Here is a 26,597-nt window from a genome sequence, read left to right on the forward strand (position 1 = left end):
GGTCCATGAAACGATATCGCATTTAGGGAGGAAACAAGAATGCGTAATCTGCTTAAGACGAAGTCTCTGATTGTGGCAGGGCTACTGGCTACGACCAGCCTGGCGCAAGCTGAAGAGGTCGAGGTTCTGCATTGGTGGACCTCGGGTGGTGAAGCTGCCGCGCTGAACGTACTTAAGGACGACCTGTCTGGGCAGGGTATCGGATGGACCGATATGCCGGTTGCCGGTGGCGGCGGTGAGCAGGCTATGACCGTTTTGCGCGCCCGTGTCACGGCCGGCAATGCACCGACTGCCGTTCAGGCCCTGGGCTTTGATATTCTGGATTGGGCCAATCAGGGTGCCTTGGCAGACCTGAACGAAGTCGCCGCGAAAGAAGGGTGGGACGATGTGGTCCCGGATGCGCTGAAAGCCTTCGCCAAGAGCGACGGCAAATGGGTTGCGGCCCCGGTGAACGTGCACTCGACCAACTGGGTCTGGGCGAACAAGGCGGTTCTGGATGCAAACGGTATCGCGCAACCCACCAACTGGGATGAGTTCGTTTCGGCGGTCGAGACCCTGAAAGCGGCCGGGGTCACTCCGATCGCGCATGGCGGTCAGGCGTGGCAGGATGCAACCGTGTTTGACGCCATTGCGATGTCCACTTTGGGGCCGGACGGCTATAAGGCCGCCTTTATCGATCTGGACGAGGATACGCTGGGCGGTGACGCCATGAAAGAAGCCTTCGACCGTATGGCCTTTGTCCGCGACAACGTGGATGAGAACTTCTCGGGACGTGACTGGAACCTGGCCACCGCCATGGTCATCAACGGAGAGGCTGGTTTCCAGATGATGGGTGACTGGGCCAAAGGTGAATTCCTAAACGCCGGTAAAGTTCCGGGGCAGGACTTTTTGTGTTTCCGTTTCCCAGGTACGCAAGATCAAGTCACCTTCAATGCCGACCAGTTCATGATGTTCGACCAAGGCGGTTCGGTTTCGGCCGAACAGGCCGCGTTGGCCAGCGCCATTCTGTCGCCGAGCTTCCAGATTGCGTTCAACAAGGTGAAGGGTTCCGTCCCGGCCCGGACCGACGTGGATGGCAGCGATCTGGACGCTTGTGGTCAGCAAGGCATGAAAGATCTGGCTGCCGCAGCGTCTTCTGGCAACCTGTTCGGTTCGATGGCGCACGGCCATGCAGCACCTGCATCGGTGAAAAACGCGATCTATGACGTGGTGACCGCGCATTTTAACGGCGAATATGACAGCGAAACCGCTGTGACCGAGCTGGTCGACGCTGTCTCGATCGCCAAGTGATCCACCTGTGATCCTTTCGATAGGGCGGCCTGAAAATCGCCCTGTCGTACCGTGGGTGACAAGCCCCCGGTTCCCCAATACGCCAAGCAGGAGGGCGCGCCATGGCTTCATCGGCCGACGCGGATTTCAAAACTCGTCTGCAGAACTGGATACCCAAGCTGGTCTTGTCGCCGTCGCTGGCGATGATGCTGGTCTTTGTCTACGGGTTCATTCTGTTCTCGGTCTACCTGTCCTTTACCGATAGCCGTATTCTGCCGACATATGGCTGGGTTGGTTGGGAAAACTACGACAAACTGTGGCGGCTAAGTCATTGGGAAATCTCGTTGAAGAACATGGGGATTTTCGCGGGGCTTTATATCGTGATCTGCACCTGTATAGGGCTTGGGCTGGCGATTTTCCTTGATCAGAAAATCCGCGGCGAAGGGTTGCTGCGCCCGATCTACCTGTACCCCATGGCGCTGAGTTTCATTGTCACCGGCACCGCGTGGAAGTGGTTTCTAGACCCCGGTATCGGGCTGGAAAACGTCATGCAAACATGGGGCTGGACCAGTTTCGAGTTTGACTGGATAAAGAACCGCGACTTTGCGATCTATACTGTTGTGCTCGCCGCTGTCTGGCAAACCAGTGGATTTGTTATGGCGATGTTTCTGGCCGGTCTTCGAGGCATCGACAATGAAATCCTGCGCGCGGCGCAGATGGACGGGGCCTCGAACTGGAACCTCTATCGCCGGATCATCATCCCGCAATTGCGCCCAGCATTCCTGTCGGCCTTCGTGATCCTCAGCCATCTTGCGATCAAGACCTTTGATCTTGTGATTGCCCTAACCGGTGGCGGGCCGGGCCGGGCGACCGAACTGCCCGCGACGTTTATGTATTCCTACACTTTCACGCGGAACCAGATGGGCATCGGCGCGGCTTCGGCCACGATCATGCTGATGACAATTGCGGCGATCATGATCCCCTATCTCTATGCCGAATTGCGGGAGAAACGCTGATGTCTCAAGCCTCGCAAGATACCGCAATTCGCACGGGCCGCGTCACCCGCACGCTGATCTATCTGGTGTTGCTGCTGTTTGGTCTGTTCTACCTGCTGCCGCTTTATGTGATGCTGGTGAACTCGGTCAAACCGCTGGAAGAGATCACTGGCGGCGGCATGATGAACCTGCCGCAGGTCTTCACGCTTGAGCCTTGGCTCAAGGCGTGGTCTTCGGCCCAGATCGGGGTCGATCCGACCGGGCTGAAGCCCTATTTCTGGAATTCGATCAAAATGGTGGTACCGGCGGTGATCGTCTCGACCATTTTGGGAGCGCTGAACGGTTATGTGCTGACCAAATGGCGGTTCAAGTACGACACCATCCTGTTCGGACTGATGCTGTTTGCCTGTTTCATCCCGTTTCAGATCGTACTGATACCCATGGCACGGATGCTGGGCCTGATGGGTCTGGCGGGCACCACATGGGGCCTTGCTCTGGTGCATGTGGTTTATGGTATCGGATTTACCACGCTGTATTTCCGCAACTATTACGCCGTTTTCCCGACCGAGCTGATCCGGGCGGCACAAATCGATGGCGCAGGGTTCTTTCAGATCTTCTGGCGCATCCTGCTGCCCAGTTCAGGACCGATCGCCGTGGTGTCGATCATCTGGCAGTTCACAAATATCTGGAATGACTTCCTGTTCGGGGCCTCATTCGCGGATGCCAACAGCCAACCCATGACCGTGGCGCTGAACAATCTGGTGCAGTCATCCACGGGGGTAAAGGAATACAACGTTCATTTCGCAGGGGCCATTTTGGCGGCCCTGCCAACTCTGCTCGTCTATATCGTGGCCGGTCGGTATTTCGTCCGCGGCCTGATGGCGGGTTCGGTGAAAGGATAAGACCTCATGGGTTTTCTAGACATAGACAACGCGACCAAATCCTATGGCGCGGTCGAGGTTTTGCACAAGGTCGATATCTCGGTGCAAGAGGGCGAGTTTCTGGTGCTGGTTGGCCCTTCGGGTTGCGGCAAGTCGACCCTGCTGAACATGATCGCGGGGTTGGAAGAAATCACCAGCGGTGAAATCCGCATTAAGGATCAGGTGATGAACGGCGTCCACCCGTCGAACCGCAACATCGCCATGGTGTTCCAAAGCTATGCTTTGTACCCAAACATGACCGTTGGGCAGAACATCACCTTTGGGCTTGAGATGCACGGCGTGCCCAAGCCCGAACGTGAAAAGGCCATGGCCGAGGTTGCCAAGCTGTTGCAGATTGAGCAGTTGCTGGACCGCAAGCCCGGCCAGTTGTCGGGCGGTCAGCGGCAGCGCGTTGCAATGGGGCGGGCCTTGGTGCGCAACCCTGATGTGTTTCTGTTTGACGAGCCGCTCTCGAACCTCGATGCCAAGCTACGCGTGGACATGCGGACGGAAATCAAGAAGCTGCACCAGAATCTTGGCACGACCATTGTCTACGTGACCCATGACCAGATCGAGGCAATGACGCTGTCCAGCCGCATCGCGGTGATGAACGGCGGCTACGTTCAACAATTGGGTACGCCGCAAGAGATCTACGACACACCCGCCAATATCTTTGTAGCAACCTTTATGGGGTCGCCCGCGATGAACGTGGTGCCGGCCAAAGTGGTGGTGCTGAACGGGCGACCCCATGCCGAGGTGGCCGTCCATGACGGGTCCATGACACAGCTACCGTTCAGTCAAGATAACCTGGCCGCGTGGGACGGGCGCGAAATCCTGCTGGGCATTCGCCCTGAAACGATCACTGATATGGATGGCGCGGATCGCAAGTCCTCGAACATTGCTCAGATGGGCAATCGGATTGTTGTGACCGAACCGGCGGGCTCGGACACGTTCGTATCGATGCAGTTGGGTGGGCGGGACGTAATCGCTCGCATGCGGTCGGACGCCGAGGTCGCGCCGGGGCAGGATTTCACTTTTGCAGTGAACATGGAAAAGGCTGTGGCGTTCGATCCCGAAAGTGAGATGCGGATCACGCCGTGATGCCCGAAGGGTATGATTTCATAGTGGTCGGCGGGGGCTCGGCCGGGTCGGTGATAGCGGCGCGTTTGTCCGAAGAAACCTCGGCCACGATCCTATTGCTTGAAGCTGGATCGTCGGATCGGCACCCGCTTTTTCATCTGCCTGCCGGGTTTGCCAAGATGACCAAGGGCATAGGCAGTTGGGGATGGACCACCGTGCCGCAGAGGCACATGCAGAACAAAGTGTTTCCTTACACCCAAGCCAAGGTGATCGGGGGCGGCTCCTCCATTAACGCGCAGATATACACCCGCGGCGCGGCGCAGGACTATGATGATTGGCGACAAATGGGCTGCGTCGGATGGAGTTACAACGACGTTTTGCCGTATTTCCGCAAGTCCGAAGACAATGACAGTTTCGAGGATGAGTTCCACGGCAAAGGCGGGCCGTTGGGGGTCTCCAGGCCTGTCGCGCCCTTGCCGATCTGCGATGCCTTCATCGAGGCCGCCGGGCAGGTCGGTATTCCCAAAACGTACGATGTTAATGGTGATCATCAGGATGGGGCAGGCTATTACCAACTGACCCAGAGGAATGCACGTAGGTCTTCGGCGGCGATGGCGTTTCTTGCTCCGAACCGCAACCGTCAAAACCTAACCATTCGTACTGGCGCGCAGGTTCATCGACTGGTGGTCGAAAATGGACGGGTGGCCGGGATAGAGATGATGGATGGCTCGGTCCTGACCGCGGCGCGCGAGGTGATCCTTTGCTGCGGGGCCATTGGGTCACCGCGTCTTCTGCAACTGTCCGGTATAGGCCCCGCCGATCATTTGGAGTCTTTGGGGCTTAAAGTCACATACGATCAGCCACAGGTTGGTGCGAACCTACAGGATCATCTGGATCTATACGCAATCTGCGAGGTCACCGGTCCGCATACGTATGATCGGTTTGCCAAGCTGCCCTTTTCGGCTCTGGCTGCGTTGAAATACGTGTTCACGCGAAATGGCCCTGTTGCGTCGAGCCTGTTCGAGACTGGCGGGTTTTGGTATGCAGATTCACAGGCTCGTTCACCCGACATACAGATGCATCTGGGCCTGGGGACGGGGATTGAGGCCGGGGTTCAGGCTATGCCGAACGGCGGCGTCACACTCAACGCATGTTTCTTGCGTCCACGATCACGCGGGACAGTGCGTTTGCAAAGTTCGGACCCTATGGCGATGCCCTTGATCGACCCGAACTATCTGGCGGAACCTTATGATCGAGAAATGTCGATCCGTGGGTTAAAGCTGGTGCAACGCATTCGCGCCCAAGACGCTTTGAAGCCCTTTATTCTAGCCGAGCGACTGCCAGGGCCGGATATTCGAACAGATCAGGATTATTTCGACTTTATTTGCGTGCACTCAAAAACATCGCACCATTGTGCCGGGACGTGCCGCATGGGGGTGGATGACGGTGCGGTTTTGGACCCACGTCTGCGCTTCAATGGGATCGATGGATTGCGGGTTGCGGATGCGTCAATCATGCCCACGGTGAACTCATCGAACACCAATGCCCCTTCAATCATGATCGGTGAAAAAGCTGCCGACATGATCAAACTGGATCACGGTATGTCCCTTTAACCGCTCGCGCAGCTGCGAACACGCGAACTTTTAGTGCATTTTGGAAATGGCTTTCCCGGGCTCGGCTTGGATTAGCCGAACCGGGCAACCGGAGTATTTGGAATGTCTGCCAGTTCAACGGCCTTGTCGATCAGGAACAAAGCTTCCATCTTTGACGAGGCGCGCAATGCGACCACTTCGCCAACATGATACGAGAAATCTCGACCCGAAACACTGCCATGCGAGCCTTTTACGAAGCGATTGGCAAGTTTGTGCTGCAACTCGGCAGCGGAAACACCCGGCTTGCTTTCATGTATCAGTAGGAAAACGCCATTGCCCCAATAGGTGGCAAAATTCCGACCTTCCTGCGAGACAGTCAGTAGTTCATTGCCAGCGGTCGCCATGGCTTCGCGGAATTCCACCGAAGTTGCGGTTCGGAAGATGTCTTCGACCTCAGCCACTTTGACGGCCATCATCTTGGACGCGCGTGAGTGCATTGTCGACAACTGTACGACATAGTTCTCAAACTCGGCCAAGCCGATACAACCGGGCAGGTCACCGAAATAGAGCGGATCGCTAAGGCGGAAATTGGTGTTAATCTCGGAATCGTTGACGGCATACACATCCGCTTCGATCACTTCGATGGCTGCGCGTCGTTCAGCTGCCAGCCTGTAGGCGTCGGAAAGCCGTTGTTTCAGATCGGCAAACTCGAACGGTTTCGTCACGTAGTCTGTGGCGCCGACCTCAAACGCTTCGTCGATGTACTGCTTTTGCACCATAGCAGTGATCATGATGATCGGCGTAAACTGATAGTCAGGAAGATTGCGCGCATGCTCGCAAAGTGTGATGCCGTTCATTTCGGGCATTTGGACGTCAAGCAAAAGACAATCGAAAATCTCGGTCGTTTCCGCAAGGATGTCGAGCGCCTCTTGACCGCTGCGAGCAGTCACTACGTCTTCGTACCCAAAAGCCCCCAGAACGCAAGTCAGAAGCTCCAGGATGCTGGGGTCGTCATCTACGGCAAGTATACGCATAAACAGTCACCAATCTTTGCCACCATACTGACCTTGAGGACTCAAAAAGTGCCGCACAAAGGCCGGAGGGGCGTTGAATATCGCTTACACGCAGGCTGTCCGAGAAAAACGGCAAAAGGATGACGTATGCTGGGCGCGGAAGTGACCGAATATTTTTTTTCGGGTTCAGTCATACTAGCCGCAGAAACTGACATGTTTGGCTCGTTAGGGCCGGTCGCGGCAATCACAGGTTGGGCGGCGAAGTGATGCAGAATGACAGTTTTACAACCACCAGCCCGCGAGAGGTTAAATTTTACGATGGTGTAAGCTCTAAAACTGGCGAATTAAGGAATACAATGATGATTCAAGACGTTGTCTAATCAGGTTGAAACCACGATGCAGTGCATTTTTCGCAAAACCGCATGCTAAATGTGCCAAAAACTCGCCCTGAATGCTCAATGTTTTGTATGGGATGTGAATTCGCCACACAATGACGCGATTACCGGAAAAAACATCATTTAGTTGTAGACGCAGCGATTCATATCTTGTCATAAGTGTGTCTAAAATAAGAGCAAAATATGGACCGACCACTCAGGTATGAACAGGCATACTCAGCGTCCAAGGTATTTCCGGACCTGGAGCCAGCCAATACGGCCCAACCCGTGCCCCAACCGTCGGCACGGCGTAAGCTATTTGCGTTCAAGCGCGACACGCCTGATCGCAAGCGCGAGCTAGGGAATGTCCGTGCGACCGCAATGAGCTTTCGCAACATGCACGAGCACGGCACATTGTTGGCAAAATATCTCGAGACTCGAAAAACGATCTTCATCGATCGCCTGCACTGGAATGTAGGTGAGGCGGATGGGATGGAGTTTGACCAATATGACACACCGGCCTGCCGCTGGGTCGTTCTGCATGAATTCGGCGAGGTTTTGGCAGGCGTTCGCCTTTTGCCGACGAACGCGCGGTGTGGGGCCTACACCTATATGCTGCGGGATGCACAGAAAGGGTTGTTGCGCGATCTTCCGACGGACATTCTGTTTTTCGAGGCACCGGCAAACCCCAAGATCTGGGAAGCCTCCCGGTTTTTTGTCACCGAGAGCGTACCGGCTTCTCGCAGGTTGGCCGTGCAGCAAGAGCTGTTTTTCAGGATGACCGCTACGGCAGAAGAAAACGGCGCGACCCGCATCCTGGGCATCGTTCCTTCAGTTTGGGCACGTTGGTCGCGCAGATTGGGTGTTGGGGCTGCTCCGGTCGGGGCAAAGTTCTCGATAGACGGTACAGTAAGCCAGTCGGTTTTGTTCAATATCCACAGCACGTCTTGACACTGATCCGAGCCCTCGATCGTAGGACCGGTAAAACAACTTGAGCGATTTGTCCGCGACTGGTAGATTATGTCAGGGTTTGATTTGACCCCAAGCTGGGTGATATGCTGCTAAATCGTTAAAATTAAACATAAAAACCTTTTAAGTCTCGGTGCTCGGCGACATTAGATCTGAGAGTTTTCGCCAAAATAACGCCAAGAAAAAACCCAATTTATCCAAGGTTTTTGCGATTTTTGCCGCTGTTTCGTCCTAGTCGTTTTCTATTCTGAGCCTGTTTAACAGGTTGAAAGCGGTTGACTAGTCATGAAGCATACGACTCCGACAAGTGATGAATTCCAGCGCAAATTGGACATGCGCGCGTTGAAGCGGACGCCTCTGAAAGTGCTGGCCGTTGACGACGAACCCGGAATTCTTGAGCTGTTGCAAACAGCTTTGGCCGAGTTTGAAAGCTGTCAGGTCTCTGTTGCCAGTTCCGCCAGCCAAGCGCTGCAGGTTATCAAAGAGGCGGAAACACCGTTCGATTGCCTTCTATTGGACATTCAGATGCCCGGTACCAACGGGATCGAATTGCTGCGGCAGATACGGAACACACCCGGAAACTCGGAAACGCCTGCCATAATGCTGACCGCCATGAGCGACCGAAAACATGTCGAAGACGCTTTTGCCGAAGGTGCGTTTGACTACGTTACAAAACCGTTTGATTTCTTCGAGTTGCGCAGTCGCATGAATGCGGCCCATCTGTTGATGCAGGAAAGGGTCCGCAGCCGGATTTCATCGGTTTCGGTCAAGAACCTGCAAAACGTTCTCGACTACAACCAGCAGTTCAGCTTTGAGGACCCTCTGTCTGTCGACGGTCTGAAACGGTGTCTGCGTTATGTCGAATTCGACAACTATATCGAACAACTGGGCCGCAGTCGTTTGTTTGACTCGTGGGTGACCGCCATCAGGTTGCAAGATGCAGCCTTTCGCTTTGATCTGAACGACTTCGGAGAGTTTCGTCGCATCATCGCAGATCTTGGAAAAAGCATTCAAGCGGGGACAGCCGAGGCCGAAGCTATTTTCTCATACCGTGGTAGCGGCATCTATTTGGTCGTGACGCACGGGCGGTATTGCGCAGCGAAACTGCCAAGTGAAGATCAACTTAATCAGAACTTCGCTCAGATTTTAGCGCAGCGGAACGTATCAGGCGATATTCGCACGGTCATGAGTACACCAATCTCAATGAGGGCGTTGTCTAAATCGGGTGCTCTTGCTGCGTTCGACAAGGCCGTCGCGAAGCTTGAACTGCGTGAAAAGGGCGCTCCGGCCGGGCAGCAGGCGACGCAAGAACAGACGCCACATTCGTCCAACAAGACCAAGCCACGAGGCAGCTTGTTCGAAACGGTGTTGCGAGAGATGTACGGTAGCCAGACTTACCTGAACCGGGGTTGAGCCAACAATGTCCTGCCTAAACAGGTGAGGCATTCAAAATAAGCGGGCCGCTTGTGCGCATCGTGAAAGTCAAAACCGGTTCTGGCAACGGTTCGTCTGACAGCGAAAACGCGACTTTGCGCAGCACTGAGGCCATGAGAACCATGATTTCCGTCTCGGCGTATTGAGCGCCAATACATATGCGCGGTCCGGCACCAAAAGGTATATATTGCCCTCGGGGTATGGTCCCGCCAAGAAAACGTTCAGGACGATATTGATCAGGTTCGTCCCACAGTTTCTCATTCCGATGTAACGAGTATACGGGGAAGAACAACGCGTCACCGTCTTCGATCTTAACACCGTTTATGTCCAGTTCAGCGCCTGCGTCCCTGGCGAAAAAGGCGGCTGATGGATACAGCCTAAGCGTTTCTTTGATGTGGGCCCTCAGCAGCGGCATGTTTTCCAAATCGGAATACTCCACAGGGCCATCCGGTCGAACCGACATGATCTCGTGTCGGACGCGGTTTTGCATTTCTGGGTGCAGCGCCAGCAGGTAGTACCCCCATGCAAGCGCATTGGCCGAAGTTTCGTGTCCCGCGACCACGAAGGTCAGAAGGTTGTCCACTGTCGTCTCAGCATCTTCAAAATCCGACTTTAAAGCCTCAATCATCAGATCCAAAAAGTCTTCAGGCTCATCGCGGCTTTCAGCACGACGCAGGTCGATCACCTGGCGGGCCAGATCGCGCATAGTAGTAACTGGCGCCTTGCTGCTGAGCCATTTCTTGCGCGGTAACCATTTCGGAAGGCCCATTAAGTCAAACAGGGAAAGGTCTGAAATATAATTAAAATATGCGATCAGCCCAACGCGGATCTGCTCGGCGCTGACTTCTTCATTGCCCGAAAAAATGACGCGAGAGATATTGGTCAGTGTTGAGGCAGGCGCAACCTGGGCCACATCGACTGGCCCGGGATGCTCGGCCAATGAATCCGCTACTTCGATCCCTGTTGCGGCAAAATGGCGTGCCAGAACCGGCAAGTTGCGTGCCGCAAATAAGGGCGAGTAGCGATGCCGCTGCTTCCGCCATTTCTCTCCCTCGGACAGGATGAGACCGTTCCCGACAGCTGATCCGATGATGTCCTTGGTGAATTTCGCTTTGGGGAAAGCGCGCCCCTGACCGACCAGCAACTCGGTGATCATTTCGGGTTCGCAGATATAGTGGATATTCAGCGGACCCCGGACGTAAGTTTCGCGCAGCGTTTCTGCGGGAATGACCTCAAGCATGTTGCGCCCTGCCGAGCGGGCGAATTGAAGCAATGTGACCGGCTCTTCGGCAAGCCGTGCCGAAACGGGTGTCACACCCTCGTGATTGGCTTCTATCTTTCCAATAGCGACCACAACCCCACCTCTTTGTTTGTCTCGCTAGCCTGTTCTTGCATTAAGGGGTAAGGGGGTCAAAAAGGCAATAAAATCGTTAATTTATAACGCACAGTGTTGTGTCTTTACCGGCATAGGCCAGCGAAGGTATTCGACAATAATTCGGCCGGATGAAGACTATTGCCAAACTGTGAACGAAATTCCGACCAACTACGTCCTCATTGTGTCGATAAATCTCCTCTAACTGATCAGCAAAAAAGACTTTACGATGACCGCCATCGAAGCACCCCAACTAGACGGGGCACCACAAGACAGCGACAGCAGGCTGCTACAGAATATCAAAGATTACACTGCCATGAGCTTTGCGCTGCTTTGGCAGCGGCAGGCAATTTTCCTTGCAACTACGATCCTGACAGCGTTTTTCTTCGATCCGCTGAACGCACTGTTTTTCTACGGGACAATATTGATCTGCGAGGCGCAAGACCTTTACCTGGCTAAGCGGGTAGCACGCCTCACGCCTAAGGAACGCCGGTCGATCGCGATGATGGTGGCGTGGATTTTGTTCAATACGATCCTCAGTTCTACCGCTATCTGCCTTTACGCGGTGTCTGTTGCGCTGAAACAACCAACAGGCGGTCACTTCACCCCGCTTTTTTTCTTGTTCGCCGCCGCCCTATTTGCGGCCATGAACAACCACCAATTCGTTTGGGCCATGATTGTGCGCCTCGCCATGTACGGCATCTCGTTCATGGTGATCGTGGTCAAAGACATCTGGATCGAACAGCCCGACCTTTCATCGGACTTGTGGCTGCATTTCTTTACCGTCGTTTTCGTGATGTACTTTCTGATCGATTGCTCGCTGGTGTTTCTCAAACTGTACCAGACCAACTTAGAGCAGCTGGAAAAGCTCAGGGAAGAGCATGAGCGGACCAAAGCGGCTTATATTGCGAAGACTCAGTTTATCTCGACGGTCAGCCATGAGTTGCGTACGCCATTGACGTCAATCAAGGGTTCTTTGGACCTAATCAAGTCAGGCGCCATGGGTGAGGTGCCAGACAAGATGCAAAACCTTGTAGAGCTGGCGAGTAAGAACAGTGAGCGTTTGGCCTCGTTGATAAACGATGTTTTGGACATCCAGAAAATGGAAGCCGGCGAGATGGTCATCAAAGAGACGCGGATCAACGTGAACTCGCTTGTGGATGAGGCAATCGCTTGCAACCTAGGATTTGCCAGCGCCCATAATGTCGAACTGGTCGAAGAACGTTCGTCCGAACAAGATTTGTTCATCAAAGGTGACGCCTCGCGGTTGATCCAGGTTCTGACCAACATGATCTCGAACGCGGCGAAGTTTTCGTTTGAACGTGGCGTCGTCACTGTAGGGTGCGAGGTCGTCGGATCGCGGGTGCGGGTATACGTGAAAGATCAAGGGATCGGCATCCCCGAGGGTAGTCGCGACAAAGTGTTTGATCGTTTTTCGCAGATTGATTCATCAGATGAACGGCACGCCGGAGGAACCGGCTTGGGGATGAGTATTTCGAAGGAGATTGTTGAGCATTTCGGCGGGACAATTGACTACGAAAGCACACTAGGTTTCGGCACCGTATTCTTTGTGGAATTCCCGTTGCTGGAGGTCAGCAAGAAAAAGGCACTGTCTGAACAGCGCCTTTCACTGGGAAAGAATGCGCTGGCCGGAGAGTAGGGACAGTATTCTAAACTCGCCCGGCCATATTCGGATATCACCAGTCCACACGCTCGTAGGCATCGCTTTGAATGCTGGTGATCTCAGCTTCGGGTGAGGTCTGGACAGGCTCTGACATGACATCGGTTTCGGCGCCATCGTCTGCAGGAGAAGAGTGTGCATCCCACGCCAATACCTCGTCGGTTTCGCTTTGCAGCAGGTTAGACAGATCTTGCCCCTGCTGCATCGTCGCGCCTTCTGTATCGTCAGCGTGCCCGACAACAAGATCAATCTGAGTTTCAGAGGAAATATTTGCGCCATTGAAACCTTTGTCTGAGACAGTGATCTCGGCTTTTATCGTGCCCTCAAACCCTGGCGGAGGCGAAATCTCAAGCATGTCTACGTTCCACCCCTGAAGCTCCACCGAGCCACCATCTGACAGGGCTGCGTCTTCGCCACTAAGTATCATGGTGTTTGGCGGCAAACCTTCCAGCGAAACGGATGCTGTCGGACTCGCGTGGCTAAGGTCTATCCCAAGTTCGAAACTGCCATCTTTCTCTATGGTCGTCCCGGCATCGGCTTGAACGAATTCCCGTCCGTTGGTGTCGGGACCTTCCCATTCCAGTTTCAGACCAGCTCGGCCACGGTTCTCGAAATACCGGACTTCGATGTCATACGTTCCGGTCTCGAGTTCGATCTCACCAGAACGGGTCCGAAACCCATGGCGACCGTCGTTGTCAACTACCTCGACGCCATTGATATATACAGCGACACCGTCGTCCCCTCCGGCAAAAAAGGTGTAGGACCCGCCTTCTTCGATCGAAATTTGTCCCTCAAACTGGGCGCCAAAAGTGTCTTTTGACCCATCTGCCCAGAATGAGCCTTTGGTGGTTTCGAAATTTATTTCTGATATCAGCTCTTGATGGCTGGGGTCTGCGGACCAGTCCACGTCGTCCAAGTTTTTCAGTTTATGGTCGACGTCAAAAAAGCGCGCAGTGAAACCGCCGAATACTTGGGCCGATGGAAGGGTTCGTTGTGCTGCATTAACGTCGAAAGCAAGCGTTTCCACCCCATCATAGCTGGTGTCGCCACCTGTTGGGGTGGAGTGGTGCAACGTTGCCTGCACTGGTCCCGTAAACTCTGCAGGAGGCGTGATCGTAAGAGCTTGCACATTCCAGCCGCTCAGTTCGACGGTGCCGTCAGGGCCTGCAATTACTGATCCGGACTCTGTTTCGATCTGTGTGCCCTCTGGCAAATCACTCAGCGCGAAGTGAGACTCTTCCGTAAAGCCGACGGTGCCGGCGCTGATTTCAAAGGTAATAGGCATTCCCGATACAGTCTGTGCATCCACTAGGTCCGGCGCCGTGACTGGCTGTCGCCCAACAAGACCGGGGCCTTCCCATTCCAGGGTTGGCCCTGCTGCACCGGGTGTGCCGGCATTTCGCACTTCAATTACATGCGTGCCGGGCGCAAGGTCGATTTCGCCTGTTTGCGCAGAGCCATTCGGAATGACAGTCACGCCGTCGACCACCAGTGTCGCTGAATTGTGGTCATCCAGATGGAATGTAAAGAGTCCGCCTTCTTCAACGTCAATATTGCCAGAAACTTCGATGCCGAATGCATCGTTTGACCAACTGTCCTGGTGAGGGACCTGTCCAAAGTCGGTGGTCGAAACAACTTCTGTACGGACAGGAGCAGCGTTCCAGTCGACGTCCCCCAGACCGTCTTGGGAGGTGGTTCCAAAAAATTTAACGCTGAAACCGCTGGATATCGAGACGTCGGGCATATCGGCGACGTTCACTTGATAGTTGACGGTTTGGCTCAGCCCTCCCTCGTCAATCACTGTCACATTGACACTAACAGAGGCGGCTTCCTCGAAATCCAACGAAACACCCGGTTTTAGGCGCAGAAGGTTGTCGACGACTTCAAACCGGTCATCCGATACTTCGAACCGGTGAGTGTCCCCCTGATCGGGGTCGTCAAAACTGATTTTCCCGACAATGGCTCCGGCGACATTTTCGCCAACCGTTTGCATGGCCGCCGTCAGGGTGATGTTGTCGATCAAGGCCCCGTAGCTGTCATTCTGACTCTCGGGTTCGCGGAGCTCCAACGTATCCTGTCCTGTCCCGACGACCTGTAGTTGAAACGTCTCCCAATCCGATGACTGGGGATCCAACTCGGCAACGAGGTTTCCGTTCCAATAGACTTCGACCGTATCGGTGCCGCCGGCAAGCCGCTCGCGAAGGTCCAGCCCCAGATCATAAAGCTGGCCGTCCACTGTTTGGATCACTTGCGAAATACTGTCTACGCCGTGACCGTGGTCCAATTCCATCAATTGGTCGCCATCCGAGGCTTTGGTGCCGCCGAACTGGTCCCAGATTTCGATGCCGTGTGAATCCGCCCAAGACCCCGACGGGTCATTGTTAAATCCACGCCACCTTCCTTGATCGAGGTCGAATTCTTCAAAGCTGCCGTTGGAAACCAGATTGTCTGTGTTGATGCTGAGGGTCAGGTTTTCAGGACCTTCATTCACGTTCTCAAGGGAGATGACGAAGTCTTTCGTAGTACTCAGGCCACCAGAATCTGTAGTTGTGATTTGCAGCTCGATCTGGTCAGTCTCCTCGTGGTCGAATTGTACGTCTGGTTTTAGCCGAAGCTCACCATCAACCACCTCAAACCGGTCGTCCGAGACGTGATAAGCATGGTCGTCTTTGATGTCGGGATCCAGCGTCGATAGATTTCCAATCACAGCCCCAGCGGCGTTTTCTGCGACCGAGTGGTTGTCCAGGGTCACATCTTGGGGTGCTTCGTTAATGTCTTGAACGTCGATTGTGAAACTCTCGGTCAGGCTTAGCCCGCCGGTGTCCGTCGCCGTCACGTTGACTTCGACCTGGGCGGCGTCTTCGTAGTCCAATGAAACGCCGGGCTTCAACTGCATATATCCGTCGACCACTTCGAATCTGTCATCGGAAACACTGATGTTGTAGTTATCATCCGCATCGGGGTCGGTAACCGTAAGAGCTCCAATAATTGCGCCTGCCGCGTTTTCCGCGACAGCAACGCCGTCTAACTTGATAGTGTCGGGCGCTTCGTTGACATCCAATACTTCGACGGTGAATCGTTCTGTGAGTGTCAGGCCGCCTAAATCCGTAACGGTGACGTCGACCTCGATCTGGGCTGCCTCTTCGTGATCCAAGGTCACTTCGGGTTTCAGTTGTAGCTGTCCGCCCACAACCTCGAACCGGTCGTCGGACACATGAATTGAATGTTTGTCTGATGTATCAGGATCTACGACCGTCAGTGTTCCCACCACAGTTCCGGCGGCGTTCTCACTGACTTCTAGGGCATCCAACAGGATTTCTTCGGGGGCGTTATTTTCATCCTCAGTGGAAGTGACGAAGTTATCAATCGGAGTGCCTGGATCTAAGGGGGAAGGCACGAAGGGAGTTGGTCCTGAATCATACTGGACCGTTTGTTGTGTTTCGTGCGTATTGCTTTGAATTTCGAACCGCGCGGTGTGATCCCCGGTATCAGGCCCAAGTTGCGCTTCGGCCTTTGGTCTCGTATCGGCCGTTGGCCCGGTCGCCAAAGTTTGATCCATGGTTTGTTCTGTTTCGGGTGCGGCATTGCTTTTGTAAGACGCCTGCTTTTGCTCGGAATGAACCCGCCCAGGCTGGTCGCCCGGTGCGCCATCTGGTCTGAGCCGCGTCTCAAGGGAACCTGCCCGGTCTTCACCCGTGTGCAGTGCGGCTCGGGTGGGATCATTCGAAACCTGAGGTGTCCCATGGGAAAACTGCGCCGCGAATTCCTCTTTTTCTTCCGTCTCTGACAGCTGCGATTGCGCGAAACTTGAAATTTCGTGGGGGGATTTGTTCATTGCGCTACCTCGATTCATCTGTCGGTCCGACCGATAGATATCATGAAGGGTGCTACAGAAATGCTTCATAAATATCTGCAATTTAAAGGAAATTATTCACGACGGCATCTGGGTTCTTTACCATTCCTAAAGCGGCGGTCGCGCAACCTTCTGGGACAGGAAAGGGTGATAGTGCATCATGGAACCGCAACCGCTTGCTGGAAATTTGTCCCGATCTGGATTTGGATTGCCAATCTGGGCTGCATCGTTTTCGTTGAATGTTTTGGCGCTTCTGATGCCCTTGTCCATTCTGATGATCTTCGATCGGATTATTCCGTTTCAATCCACCGATACGTTGCGGGTACTAACCGTCGTATTGATCATCAGCGCCGCGGCAGAACTTGTTTTGCGCCAGTGCAGAACAATTATGCTGACCAGCACCGCCGAAGGCGCGGCGATAGGCAACCGTCGGCGTTTTTTGAAACAGGTTCTAAATGCGAACACCCGGTCATTTTCGCAAAATCCTGACAGCACTTATTTTGAACGGTTTGCCGCCATTGATCAGTTGAGGGATTATCAATCAGGGCAAAGCCAGACGCTTTCTATTGATTTACCCTTTACTGTGTTGTTCGCGGTGTTGATCGGGTTGATCGGAGGCTGGCTGTTTCTTGTTCCTCTCGGCGCGTTTTGCATCGTGCTTGGTTTTGCCTTTGTGATGAAGCGCGCTCAGTGGGTGTTGTTCGAACGGCGCAAATCTCTGGACGCCCGAAGATACGCCTTTTTGTTAGAAACTCTGTCCAACGTGCAGACTGTAAAAGCTAACCGGATGGAACCGCAGATGGCGCGCCGGTTTGAAATGCTCGAAGAGCAAACCGTAAATATTAGTAACAAATTAATCCAATTTGCGGGGATTGCACAGAGTTTCGGAGCGATTTTTTCACAAATGATGGTCGCGGCAATGGGGCTTTGGGGGGCCTGCCTCGTCATCCAGAACCATATAGGCATTGCCGAGCTTGCAGCCTGTATGTTGTTGAACGGTCGTATCATCCAGCCTTTGACCAAGTTGATGACATTGTGGGTTCAATCCGAAAATGTCTCGGTTGCACGAGGGCGGTTAAATGACATGGAGGAGTTGGAAGTCAACGAAATACCTTCTTGCCAAGTACTTGAAATAATGGGGCAAATTTCGGTGCGCGAGATGGCCGTCGAGCGCACGGATAGTACAGGCGCGCTCATGGCTCCGGTAAGTTTTTTAGTACCGCCCTCTGGTTGCGTTTTGTTGGAAGCCGAACAGAGTTGGATGGTTGACTCCGTTTTTGATGCGATCTCTGGTCAACGGCTTCCCTCGAACGGAGAGGTCTTGATCGATGGCTTTTCCGGCGCCAAACGTGTCAATCAAGAAGGGCTGGGCGCGACGATCGTGCTTGAGGCGGACCCTGCAATGTTTTCAGGCACTTTACTTGAAAACCTGAGCGCATTTGGGGACGCGCAAGTCGTTGAGAGGGCGAAAAAGTTTGCTGCTGCGCTGGGATTGGAAAAACGCATTCACCGGCTCCCCGCAGGGTACAACACCGTCATGACTGCGCGAACAAGTTTCGAGAAAGACCCAGTCAACCGTCACTTGGTTTCTTTGACACGGGCATTGGCGTTGCAACCAAAAATTTTGCTCATGAATGAGCCGTCGGCGGCTCTGGACACACCAGAACGCCAGGCTTTGGCGGATTGTTTAAGAACCCTTGCGCCGCGGCCGACTATTGTTTTGTCCAGTCCGGACCCGCGCTTACGACAACTGGCAGATCAGGTCGTTCATCTAAAGGCAAAGCTGTCTGACGAGATCACGTCTTGGAGGGATGATGCAGAGCTGGATCGCCAGGCCGCGCTGCTTAAACAACGGGGGGCGGCATGACAAGTCTAAGCACGCAAAGCGCAAGGGGACTTCTACAACGACTTCTATTGGCGGAGGGGTGGAAAAATGGAAAGGATACTATTGCCGAAGCGTTCCCTCATTTGTCTTCCGAACTGCACCGCGACGACATAATAGAAGCGCTTGGCAACCTGAATATTCCCTTCTCGAGAGTCAGGTGCAGGGAAAGCGAGATAACTGATCAAGAATGTCCCGCGCTTGTCTTTCCCAAGTCCGGCGGGTGTTACATTGCCCTTGGGCGTTCCGCGCGGACGATCAGGGTCAGTGACAGTCAAAACCCCGACCTGCGTCACTATCTTCCAGGTTCAGGCCTTTGCACCGTAATCAAGTTGCAAATCGCGACACCAGGGATATCGGAAAAGAAATTTACATCTGTACGTTCGGCTTTCGCGGGTATGCGCGCGATGCTGCCTTGGTTGTTGGTTACGTCGCTGCTTACAAACGTTTTGGGCCTGCTGACTCCATTGTTAATCATGGCGATCTATGATCGTGTCATTCCGTCGGGATCCATTGATATGTTGGTTTCATTGGCAGTCGGTGTCGCCATAATCGGAATATCGGATTTCGCCTTCCGTCTTGCGCGATCTCGCGCGCTTGCTTACGTCGGATGGCACGGTGAGCGTCAGTTGATGATCGCCCTGTTTCAAAAACTGATGTCCCTTCCGCTGAGCCAGCTGCAAAAGTCAGATGTGACGCAGCAATTGGCTCGATTTCGCCAATTCGAATCTTTGAGAGAAGTTTTTACAGGTCAAGTGATGGCAACCGTTCTGGATTTGCCATTTGTGTTGATTTTTCTGACCCTTCTGTTCTTTCTCGCACCCGAAGCCGGATTGTTGTGTCTCGGCATGGTTGTCGTGTTCATTTTGGTCGGTTGTCTTACCATTCCGCGTCAGCGCAACTTGGACCGCGCCGCTGCCGAGGCCGCAGAAGTCGGCCAGTCGTTGGTTCATAATGCGATCGTGCATCAAAAAGTAATTGCAAACCTGGGCTTGCAGGAAAGATGGATGCGACGTTCGACGCCAATGATCGAACTCGCCGAAGCCGCAGCCCGTCGCGCGCGCCAATTTCAGGCGTTTACCCAGTCACTTGCGCAAACTTTGACCGCTTTGACGGTCGTCGGCTCAATCATCCTGAGCGCCCACGGGGCGGTAACTGCCGATCTGAGTTTTGGCGCTTTGATTGCGGCCATAGCCCTGGTTTCCAAGGTGCTGACTCCGGTGCAGACTTTGTATGCCAGCTTCCCTCAGATGTTAAATTCAGTTTCCAGCCGAGCGCAGGCGGACCGGGTCCTGGGATTGCAGGAAGAATTGGAACTGCGTTTGGCCCAATCGCATCGAAAAACACTTCGTGGAGCGATTTCACTGTCCTCGGTTACGTATCGGCCGGACCCGCTGAATGGCCCGATTTTGTCGCAGGCCAGTTTGAATTGCGAACCGGGTGAAATTGTTTTGCTCATGAGTAGTGATGCCACCAGCCGGACTGCGGTTTTGGATCTGATCGACGGGCTGCACACGCCATTGGCCGGTACGATCGAACATGATGGCATCGACATTCGTCAGATAGCGCGGGATGAGCTGCGTAAGTCAGTCACCTACGCCCCTTATGAGAAGTCTCTGTTTTACGGTACGGTCGCGCAGAATTTCCGTCTTGCATGTTCGTCGCTTTCGGATGCCGAAATCGTTGCCGCCCTGGATCATATGGACTTGTTGAATGACAATGGGTTGTTGGCAAAGGGGCTGGAAACGCGCCTGACGGACGTGACACTGGCGCAATTGTCAGATGAAACCGTCAAAGCGCTGACCTTAGCGCGCAGTATCGCGCGCCCGTCTACTGTCTATCTGTTCTCCGAGCCTACAAACGGTCTTTCGGACATGCGCCGTGACGGGTTCAAAAGATGGGTTTGGGAGCAAAGAGGGCGAAAAACGATACTCATTTCCAGCGCGGACCGCTCGTTCCTCAACATTGCAGACCGTTTCGTTTTTCTGAACGGCGATAGGGTCGTTGTAAATGCAACAGGGGATGCCGGGTTAAAGAAAATCCAAGCTGCTCTGAAAACTGCTGAGGGTCGATCATGACACGTAAGGAATACACCAATACCAAGCCGGGACCGATGGCCAGGGCGGTGGAAAGAAGGCGCAAGAAACCTCCTCGTTTTGCGGCTTTTTTGACTTTGGTCTTTTTTTGATGATCTGTGGCCTCGTGACGGTAGCCGGGCGAACAATGACGCCACAGATCACGCGCGCCCCGGGTACGATCATGCCAATTGGGGACTACCCGCAGATCGAAACTCTACATGGTGGAATCGTAAAGGAGGTCCACGTCCGAAACGGTCAAAGAGTTGAGGCAGGCGATGTACTGGTAGAGTTGGAGCATCCGGATCTGACGCAGGAAAGGGATCTGGCTGCAGAACAGATCGAGGCAATCCAGCGAGATCTGGCAAATGCGATGACCGTACTTGCGATGCTCAACAGGGCTGTTCCTCCAAGCGTGTCCGAGATCAAAGCGCTCGAAGCTCAGGGGCTTGTGACGGCGTCATCCAGATTGCAACTGTTCTTTGAACGTCAGAGAATCCAACAAACATCATTGGAGCAGCAAAAGGAAACGCTGGATATTTTGCGGCAGGCGGCGGACCTTGCCAATAGGCGTGTGGTCAAGAAAGAGGAGCTTCTGGCGAAGTATGCTCAGCTTCAGGCTCAAGGTCTCAAGTCGCTTAGCGATTATCTCGAAGAGGAGGACGAAGTCGACGCGGTACGCTCAGCCGCATCTGCAGCTTCGGTGCGTCTTGCCGAGGCGCAAAGCGCGCTCATCTTGGCAAGTTCGACATTGCAAGAAGAGACACTGTCTTTGCGTGATGATGTTCTCACCCGGATTTCCGAATTGGAGCAGGAACGAGATCGTCTGCGTGTGTCTCAACAGATCGTAGCGGGTAAACTCGCCGGGCTCCGCATCGTTGCGCCAGCGCGTGGAGTTATTCAATCGGTCGCATTTCCCAACCCAGGAGAAGTGATCGCGCCCGGAGAAACCATCTTTGAGATCCTACCAACCAGACAGGCGCTGATAGTCGAGGCACGTATTCCGAATGCCGAGGTCGGGCATGTCAACGCCGACGATCCGGTGTCGATCAGCGTGGACACATTCGACGTGCGCCGTTTTGGCAAAGTCGAGGGGCAATTGAACTCGATTTACCCCTTGCCATTGACGGATGAAAAAACGGGCGAAACCTATTTCCGCGCATCTTTGGCGTTGGCGCAGGCGTCGGTCGGAACTGGGTCTTTCGCTCGACCACTGCAGGCCGGGATGACCGTGGTTGCCGAAATGAAAACCGGAGAACAGACGTTGCTGGCCTATCTTCTTAAGCCGGTCCAGACGACATTGGATCGCGCATTCAAGGAAAGATAGCCGGCTGACGTCGAAATGGGGCCGTAAGACTGCCGCGATCCATCTCTGCGGCGGGAGAGGCGCAGCGGTCTTGCACTGCGGTCACAAAACCCATCATGTTCGAATTTAGGGAATATGAGGCGGGAGCTCCTGAATGGCTGATACCATGCTGCAAGAAACGCGGGTTTTGGTCGTCGTCGCGCCCAGTTTCAACATCGCGACAACAATGGGTTTTATCGATCCGCTGAGGGCTGCGAATTACCTCGACGGCGCGGGTCATTTCAAATGGGAATTTGCGTCCGAAGCCGGAGGATCCTGCACGTCCAGCAACGGGGCCTCAATCTGGACACGCGCCTTGAGCGAGGTCGCTGCGTCCGAAGTGGACATCGTTGTCGTATCGGCCAGCTGGGCCCCGGAAAAGCATGCGACGGATCGCACCGAAAAGGCGCTTAGGAATTGGGCGCGACGAGGCGCGAGTATGATCGCGCTGGATACTGGAGCATTCATTCTTGCCCAGGCAGGGTTGCTACGGGGGCGTAAGGCGACAGTGCATTACGAACATATCGACGCGTTCCAAGAGCTTTTCCCCGACGTGGAAGTTGTCGAGAACTTGTTTGTTTTGGACGGCAACCGGATCACATGCTGTGGTGGCGGGGCTTCGGTCGATCTGGGGTTGCAAGTGTTACAGGGTCTGCATGGAAGCGCGCTTGCCAATGCGGCGGCCCGGTACGTGTTCCACGACACACTACGCGGCCCGGCCAACAGGCAGCAACCTGACGGCGCCGAGCCGCTGGGGGCAACGGTTCCAGCGAAACTGCGTCTAGCAATTCAGGCTATGGAGGCCAATTTGGAAGACCCATTGCCTGTGCCCGAAATATGCAAAGTCGTCGGTGTCTCGCATCGGCAACTCGATCGCTTGTTCGCGGTTCATGTCGGAAAGACACCAGCCTTGTATTACCGGGATATCCGTCTTGATCGGGCGCGGGGCCTTGTGACGCAGACGCGCCTTCCCTTGGCCGAGATTGCCATTGCATCAGGCTTTGCCAGCCAGGTGCATTTCAGCAGGTCATACAAAGACAGGTTTGGCTTGCCACCCAGCGTGGATAGGGTCGAAGGCAGGGTGCCATTTGAATTTCGTGCTTGGCCAATGCACAGAAATCCCAAGGACCGAGATGGCTAAAAAAATAAAAAATATGGCAAAAAAAGTTAAGGAAAAAGTGTTTTTTCCACGGATCATGAGCCTGATGACCCAATTGGCGGGCCAATTTACGGCCCGATTTCGCGGAGAGAACGATGAGCGAGCTACCCTCAAAAGCGCAATTTGATACGATTTGTGAAGGCTTTAGCCCCGATCCGTTCAACTCAAGCTCGCTCAAAGCTGACGCCTATGTGGATCCTCGTTGGTACCAGGCAGATGTGGCAGCGATTCTTGCGAAGACATGGCAATGGGTGTGTCATGTCGAAAAGCTGCGTCGACCGGGATCTTATTTGACGACTGAGATTGCAGGCCGACCGATTGCGGTGGTTCGGGATCGTCAGGGGGTATTGCGTGCGTTTTATAACGTCTGCAAACACCGGGCGCATCACTTGTTAACCGGCGAAGGCGAAACGACGCGCATCATGTGCCCATATCATGCATGGGTCTATAAACTGGACGGTCAGCTTGTTCGGGCGCCCGAGACCGAAAGCCTGACAGGTTTCGATACTGCGGATATCTGCCTGGACCAAGTTGGAGTGGAAGAGTTCGCCGGTTTTATCTTTGTGAACCTCGACCCCGGGGCGCGCCCGTTATCCGAGGTCTCTGGCGATCTGCAGACTGAAATCCGCCATTGGGCGCCCGATATCGATAATCTGACTTTTGGTCATCGACTGACCTATGACATCAAGTCGAACTGGAAGAATGTCGTCGACAACTTTCTTGAGTGTTATCATTGTCCGACTGCACACAAAGATTTCTGTGACCTGGTCGACATGGACACCTACAAGGTCACGACCTACGGGATCTATTCCAGCCATATGGCAGAGGCGGGCAAGGGCGCAAACTCGGCCTATGACGTGTCCAACGCGACCGTTCGTACGCATGCGGTCTGGTGGTTGTGGCCCACGACCTGCCTGATGCGCTATCCGGGAAGATCGTCGATGATTGTCTTGAACGTTATCCCGGTAGGCCCTGATCGCACGCTGGAAACCTATGACTTCTTTTTGGAAACTCCTGAGCCTGACGATATGGAGCTTGAAGCGATCCGCTATCTTGACGAAGTACTGCAGCGCGAAGACATAGATATTGTTGAAAGTGTGCAGCGCGGCATGAATACCCCGGCTTTCTCGCAGGGGCGGATCGTTCACGACCCTAGCGGATCGGGCAAGTCCGAGCATGCGGTTCACCATTTTCATGGTCTTGTGCTGGACGCTTATAAAAAGGTTGCGCCGTGAGGCGGCCCAATATCGTCGTCATCATGGCCGATCAGCTTGCACCGCATTTTTGCGGCGCTTATGGCCATCCGACGGTGAAGACACCTCATATTGATGCGTTGGCGGCTCGGGGGATGCGGTTCGATGCGGCGTATTGCAATTCTCCGCTGTGCGCGCCGTCGCGGTTCGCATTTATGTCGGGACAACTGATCAGCCGGATTGCAGCCTATGACAATGCCAGCGAGTTCAAAGCTTCGGTCCCCACCTTTGCGCATTACCTAAAGGCGCTGGGATATCGGACTTGCCTGTCCGGTAAAATGCACTTTGTCGGCCCCGACCAGAAACACGGGTTCGAGGATCGGGTGACGACCGATATCTATCCGGCTGATTTCGCCTGGACCCCGGATTGGGAGGCTCCGGATGAACGGATCGACAAATGGTACCACAACATGCAAACCGTCAAAGAAAGCGGCGTGGCCATCGCAACCTTCCAGACAGACTATGATGACGAGGTCGAATTTGCAGCTCGTCGATGGCTGATTGATCGGGGCAGGGATCGGGCCGCGGGGGATGCCGCGCCGTTTTGCATGGTCGCAAGTTTCATCCACCCGCACGATCCCTATGTGGCAAAACCCGAATGGTGGAACTTGTACTCGGACCTGGACGTTCCGATGCCGGATTACACGCTTACACCAGAGGAGCAGGATCCGTACTCACGCCGCGTGATGGACGGGATCGAAGCAAGCTATGTGCCGTTGAGTGATGAGGAAGTTCGTCGTGCACGCCGCGCGTATCTGGCAAATGTGAGCTATTTCGACAGTAAAGTCGGTGCCATCATCAAGGCGCTGGAAGATATCGGAGAACGCGGCAACACAATCGTCATCGTCACCGCAGACCACGGTGACATGCTGGGCGAGCGCGGGCTTTGGTACAAGATGAACTTCTTTGAACACTCGGCACGGGTGCCGCTGATCATGGCTGGGCCAGAGATCGCTTGCGGGGCGGCCGCGAGTGCGTGCTCGCTGGTGGATCTGTTGCCGACCTTCATTGATATTGCCGGTGGAACAGATGCCATTCTGGGCGAACCGATTGATGGCCGATCGTTGATGCCTCTGGCGCAGGGGCAGGTCGACACGGTGGATGAGGCCATCGGCGAGTACTGCGCCGAGATGACGCCCTATCCTGTATTCATGATCCGTCGGGGGGCGCTCAAGTACATTCATTGTGACCCCGATCCGCCGCAGTTGTATGATTTGGAACAGGATCCCGGTGAACGGACGAACGTCGCGAATGACCCTGCCTACATCAAACAAGCCAGGGCTTTTGCGGCCGGGATCGCCCATCGCTGGGACAGCGAGGCGTTGCGTAAGGATGTGATCGCGACCCAGAAATCGCGACGTACCCTACACGCCGCAATGGAGGCCGGTGCCGGCGAAGCGTGGGACTATATGCCTCGGCGCGACGCGACGCAGGAATACGTCCGTAATCATATGGATTGGACTGCGGCCGCCGCAAGATATCGGTACCCGCCCCGAAAGGAGAACAGTGAATGATGCTGAAAGGCAAAACCGCTTTGGTCACCGGTGGACGCGGGGGAATCGGACGCGCCATCGTTTCGCGTTTCCTGCGCGAAGGGGCCCGCGTTTACGCTGCGGATCTTTCACCCGAGGGGTCGCTGGCGGAACATAATGAAGATGGCAGCATCTTCGTAAAACTCGACGTCACGCAAGAGGCTGACGCGGTCGCGGCGATGCACAAGGTCGGGGCAGAATCTGGACAGTTGGACATTCTGGTCAACGCGGCAGGGATTGAGATTGAAAAGACGATCGAGGAAACGACACTGGAAGAATGGAACCTGTCGTTTGCGGTCAATGTCACCGGGACATTTTTGACATCGAAACACGCGCTGCCGCTGATGCGTAAGGCAGCACAGGGAACCACGGCGTCTATCATCAACTTCGGCAGCTATGACGGCTTTATCGCCGACCCCGGTCTGGCTGCTTATTGTGCGACCAAAGGCGCGGTTCATGCGTTGACTAGGGCCATGGCCTGCGATCACGGCCCTGAAGGCATTCGCGTGAACGCGATTTGCCCGGGCTATGTCGACACTCCGATGTTGCAAAGCTTTTTCTCGGGTGACGGTTCAGGCGGAGGTGGCAAGTCGATCGAGCAGTTGCAGCAGGCGGTTCGCGACGTCCACCCGATGCGGACCTACGGCACACCTGATGATATCGCAAACCTCGTGAATTGGCTGGCCTCGGACGAGGCGCGTTACGCCAGCGGACAGCTTTGGGTCTTGGACGGGGGCTTGAGCGCTCAGGTCCAGCAGATGAAGTTATGACGGACCCTGATCTTAGGGACGAACCGGGC

Annotated in this window: 18 protein-coding genes; 15 read left to right on the forward strand and 3 right to left on the reverse strand. The window is 54.5% G+C overall.

Annotated features, from left to right (window positions below; all coding sequences use genetic code 11):
- Nucleotides 1-39 precede the first annotated feature (39 nt).
- The 5 genes from AC2FF7_RS03445 to AC2FF7_RS03465 all read left to right on the forward strand — a co-directional run bounded on the left by AC2FF7_RS03445 (nt 40) and on the right by AC2FF7_RS03465 (nt 5,877).
- Nucleotides 40-1,290 (forward strand): ABC transporter substrate-binding protein, encoded by a 1,251-nt coding sequence (locus AC2FF7_RS03445; RefSeq protein WP_170750475.1) that lies wholly within the window; start codon nt 40-42, stop codon nt 1,288-1,290.
- Between the two features lie 101 nt (nt 1,291-1,391).
- Nucleotides 1,392-2,285 (forward strand): carbohydrate ABC transporter permease, encoded by an 894-nt coding sequence (locus AC2FF7_RS03450; RefSeq protein ID WP_170750476.1) that lies wholly within the window; start codon nt 1,392-1,394, stop codon nt 2,283-2,285.
- Nucleotides 2,285-3,166, forward strand: coding sequence for a carbohydrate ABC transporter permease (locus AC2FF7_RS03455; RefSeq protein ID WP_353393358.1), 882 nt, complete (start codon nt 2,285-2,287; stop codon nt 3,164-3,166). The genes AC2FF7_RS03450 and AC2FF7_RS03455 overlap by 1 nt, the downstream gene beginning before the upstream one ends.
- Nucleotides 3,167-3,172: 6 nt before the next feature.
- The gene (locus tag AC2FF7_RS03460; protein WP_170352692.1) at nt 3,173-4,285 is read left to right on the forward strand and encodes an ABC transporter ATP-binding protein; all 1,113 of its coding nucleotides are present in this window, start codon (nt 3,173-3,175) and stop codon (nt 4,283-4,285) included.
- A complete protein-coding gene (locus AC2FF7_RS03465; protein ID WP_496905198.1) occupies nt 4,285-5,877 on the forward strand; it encodes a GMC family oxidoreductase in 1,593 nt (530 codons plus the stop codon). Before AC2FF7_RS03460 ends, AC2FF7_RS03465 begins: the two co-directional genes overlap by 1 nt.
- 71 nt (nt 5,878-5,948) lie before the next feature.
- Here AC2FF7_RS03465 and AC2FF7_RS03470 read toward each other — a convergent pair whose 3' ends face one another.
- Nucleotides 5,949-6,890: a response regulator gene (locus tag AC2FF7_RS03470; protein ID WP_170750482.1), complete on the reverse strand. Its 942-nt coding sequence runs from the start codon at nt 6,888-6,890 to the stop codon at nt 5,949-5,951.
- 557 nt (nt 6,891-7,447) lie between these two features.
- On the opposite strand from AC2FF7_RS03470, the gene AC2FF7_RS03475 reads away from it, so the two are divergent.
- Together AC2FF7_RS03475 and AC2FF7_RS03480 are read left to right on the forward strand one after the other, a co-directional pair.
- Complete coding sequence (locus tag AC2FF7_RS03475) at nt 7,448-8,194, forward strand: acyl-homoserine-lactone synthase (protein WP_234899400.1); 747 nt, start codon at nt 7,448-7,450, stop codon at nt 8,192-8,194.
- A 303-nt stretch (nt 8,195-8,497) separates the two neighbouring features.
- Nucleotides 8,498-9,625 carry a response regulator gene (locus tag AC2FF7_RS03480; protein WP_480867185.1) on the forward strand — a complete coding sequence of 376 codons (1,128 nt, stop codon included), beginning with the start codon at nt 8,498-8,500 and terminating at the stop codon, nt 9,623-9,625.
- A 16-nt stretch (nt 9,626-9,641) separates the two neighbouring features.
- On the opposite strand, the gene AC2FF7_RS03485 is transcribed toward AC2FF7_RS03480, so the two are convergent.
- Nucleotides 9,642-11,000, reverse strand: a complete 1,359-nt coding sequence (locus AC2FF7_RS03485) for a cytochrome P450 (RefSeq protein ID WP_480867186.1) — start codon at nt 10,998-11,000, stop codon at nt 9,642-9,644.
- Between the two features lie 247 nt (nt 11,001-11,247).
- Here AC2FF7_RS03485 and AC2FF7_RS03490 point away from each other — a divergent pair, with 247 nt between their 5' ends.
- Nucleotides 11,248-12,678, forward strand: coding sequence for a sensor histidine kinase (locus AC2FF7_RS03490; protein WP_480867188.1), 1,431 nt, complete (start codon nt 11,248-11,250; stop codon nt 12,676-12,678).
- Between the two features lie 37 nt (nt 12,679-12,715).
- Here the strand turns inward: AC2FF7_RS03490 and AC2FF7_RS03495 are convergent, their stop codons facing one another.
- On the reverse strand, nt 12,716-16,534 hold the full coding sequence (locus tag AC2FF7_RS03495; RefSeq protein ID WP_496905199.1) for a PA14 domain-containing protein: 3,819 nt from the start codon (nt 16,532-16,534) through the stop codon (nt 12,716-12,718).
- Nucleotides 16,535-16,712: 178 nt separating this feature from the next.
- Between AC2FF7_RS03495 and AC2FF7_RS03500 the strand changes: the two genes are divergently transcribed.
- From AC2FF7_RS03500 to AC2FF7_RS03530, 7 genes are all read left to right on the forward strand, one after another.
- Nucleotides 16,713-18,419 (forward strand): ABC transporter transmembrane domain-containing protein, encoded by a 1,707-nt coding sequence (locus AC2FF7_RS03500; protein WP_496905200.1) that lies wholly within the window; start codon nt 16,713-16,715, stop codon nt 18,417-18,419.
- Nucleotides 18,420-18,841: 422 nt separating this feature from the next.
- Entirely contained in the window at nt 18,842-20,512 is a 1,671-nt protein-coding gene (locus AC2FF7_RS03505) for an ABC transporter transmembrane domain-containing protein (RefSeq protein ID WP_496905201.1), read from the forward strand.
- 109 nt (nt 20,513-20,621) lie between these two features.
- Nucleotides 20,622-21,836 carry an HlyD family type I secretion periplasmic adaptor subunit gene (locus AC2FF7_RS03510; protein WP_496905202.1) on the forward strand — a complete coding sequence of 405 codons (1,215 nt, stop codon included), beginning with the start codon at nt 20,622-20,624 and terminating at the stop codon, nt 21,834-21,836.
- A gap of 133 nt (nt 21,837-21,969) precedes the next feature.
- A complete protein-coding gene (locus AC2FF7_RS03515; protein WP_480867195.1) occupies nt 21,970-22,995 on the forward strand; it encodes a GlxA family transcriptional regulator in 1,026 nt (341 codons plus the stop codon).
- Nucleotides 22,996-23,108: 113 nt separating this feature from the next.
- Nucleotides 23,109-24,248, forward strand: a complete 1,140-nt coding sequence (locus tag AC2FF7_RS03520) for an aromatic ring-hydroxylating oxygenase subunit alpha (protein WP_480867197.1) — start codon at nt 23,109-23,111, stop codon at nt 24,246-24,248.
- Nucleotides 24,245-25,780: a choline-sulfatase gene (betC, locus tag AC2FF7_RS03525; RefSeq protein WP_496905203.1), complete on the forward strand. Its 1,536-nt coding sequence runs from the start codon at nt 24,245-24,247 to the stop codon at nt 25,778-25,780. Before AC2FF7_RS03520 ends, betC begins: the two co-directional genes overlap by 4 nt.
- Entirely contained in the window at nt 25,777-26,568 is a 792-nt protein-coding gene (locus AC2FF7_RS03530) for an SDR family NAD(P)-dependent oxidoreductase (RefSeq protein WP_496905204.1), read from the forward strand. The genes betC and AC2FF7_RS03530 overlap by 4 nt, the downstream gene beginning before the upstream one ends.
- The last annotated feature ends 29 nt before the right edge of the window (nt 26,569-26,597 follow it).

It is taken from the genome of Ruegeria sp. YTSC325 (assembly GCF_059609525.1).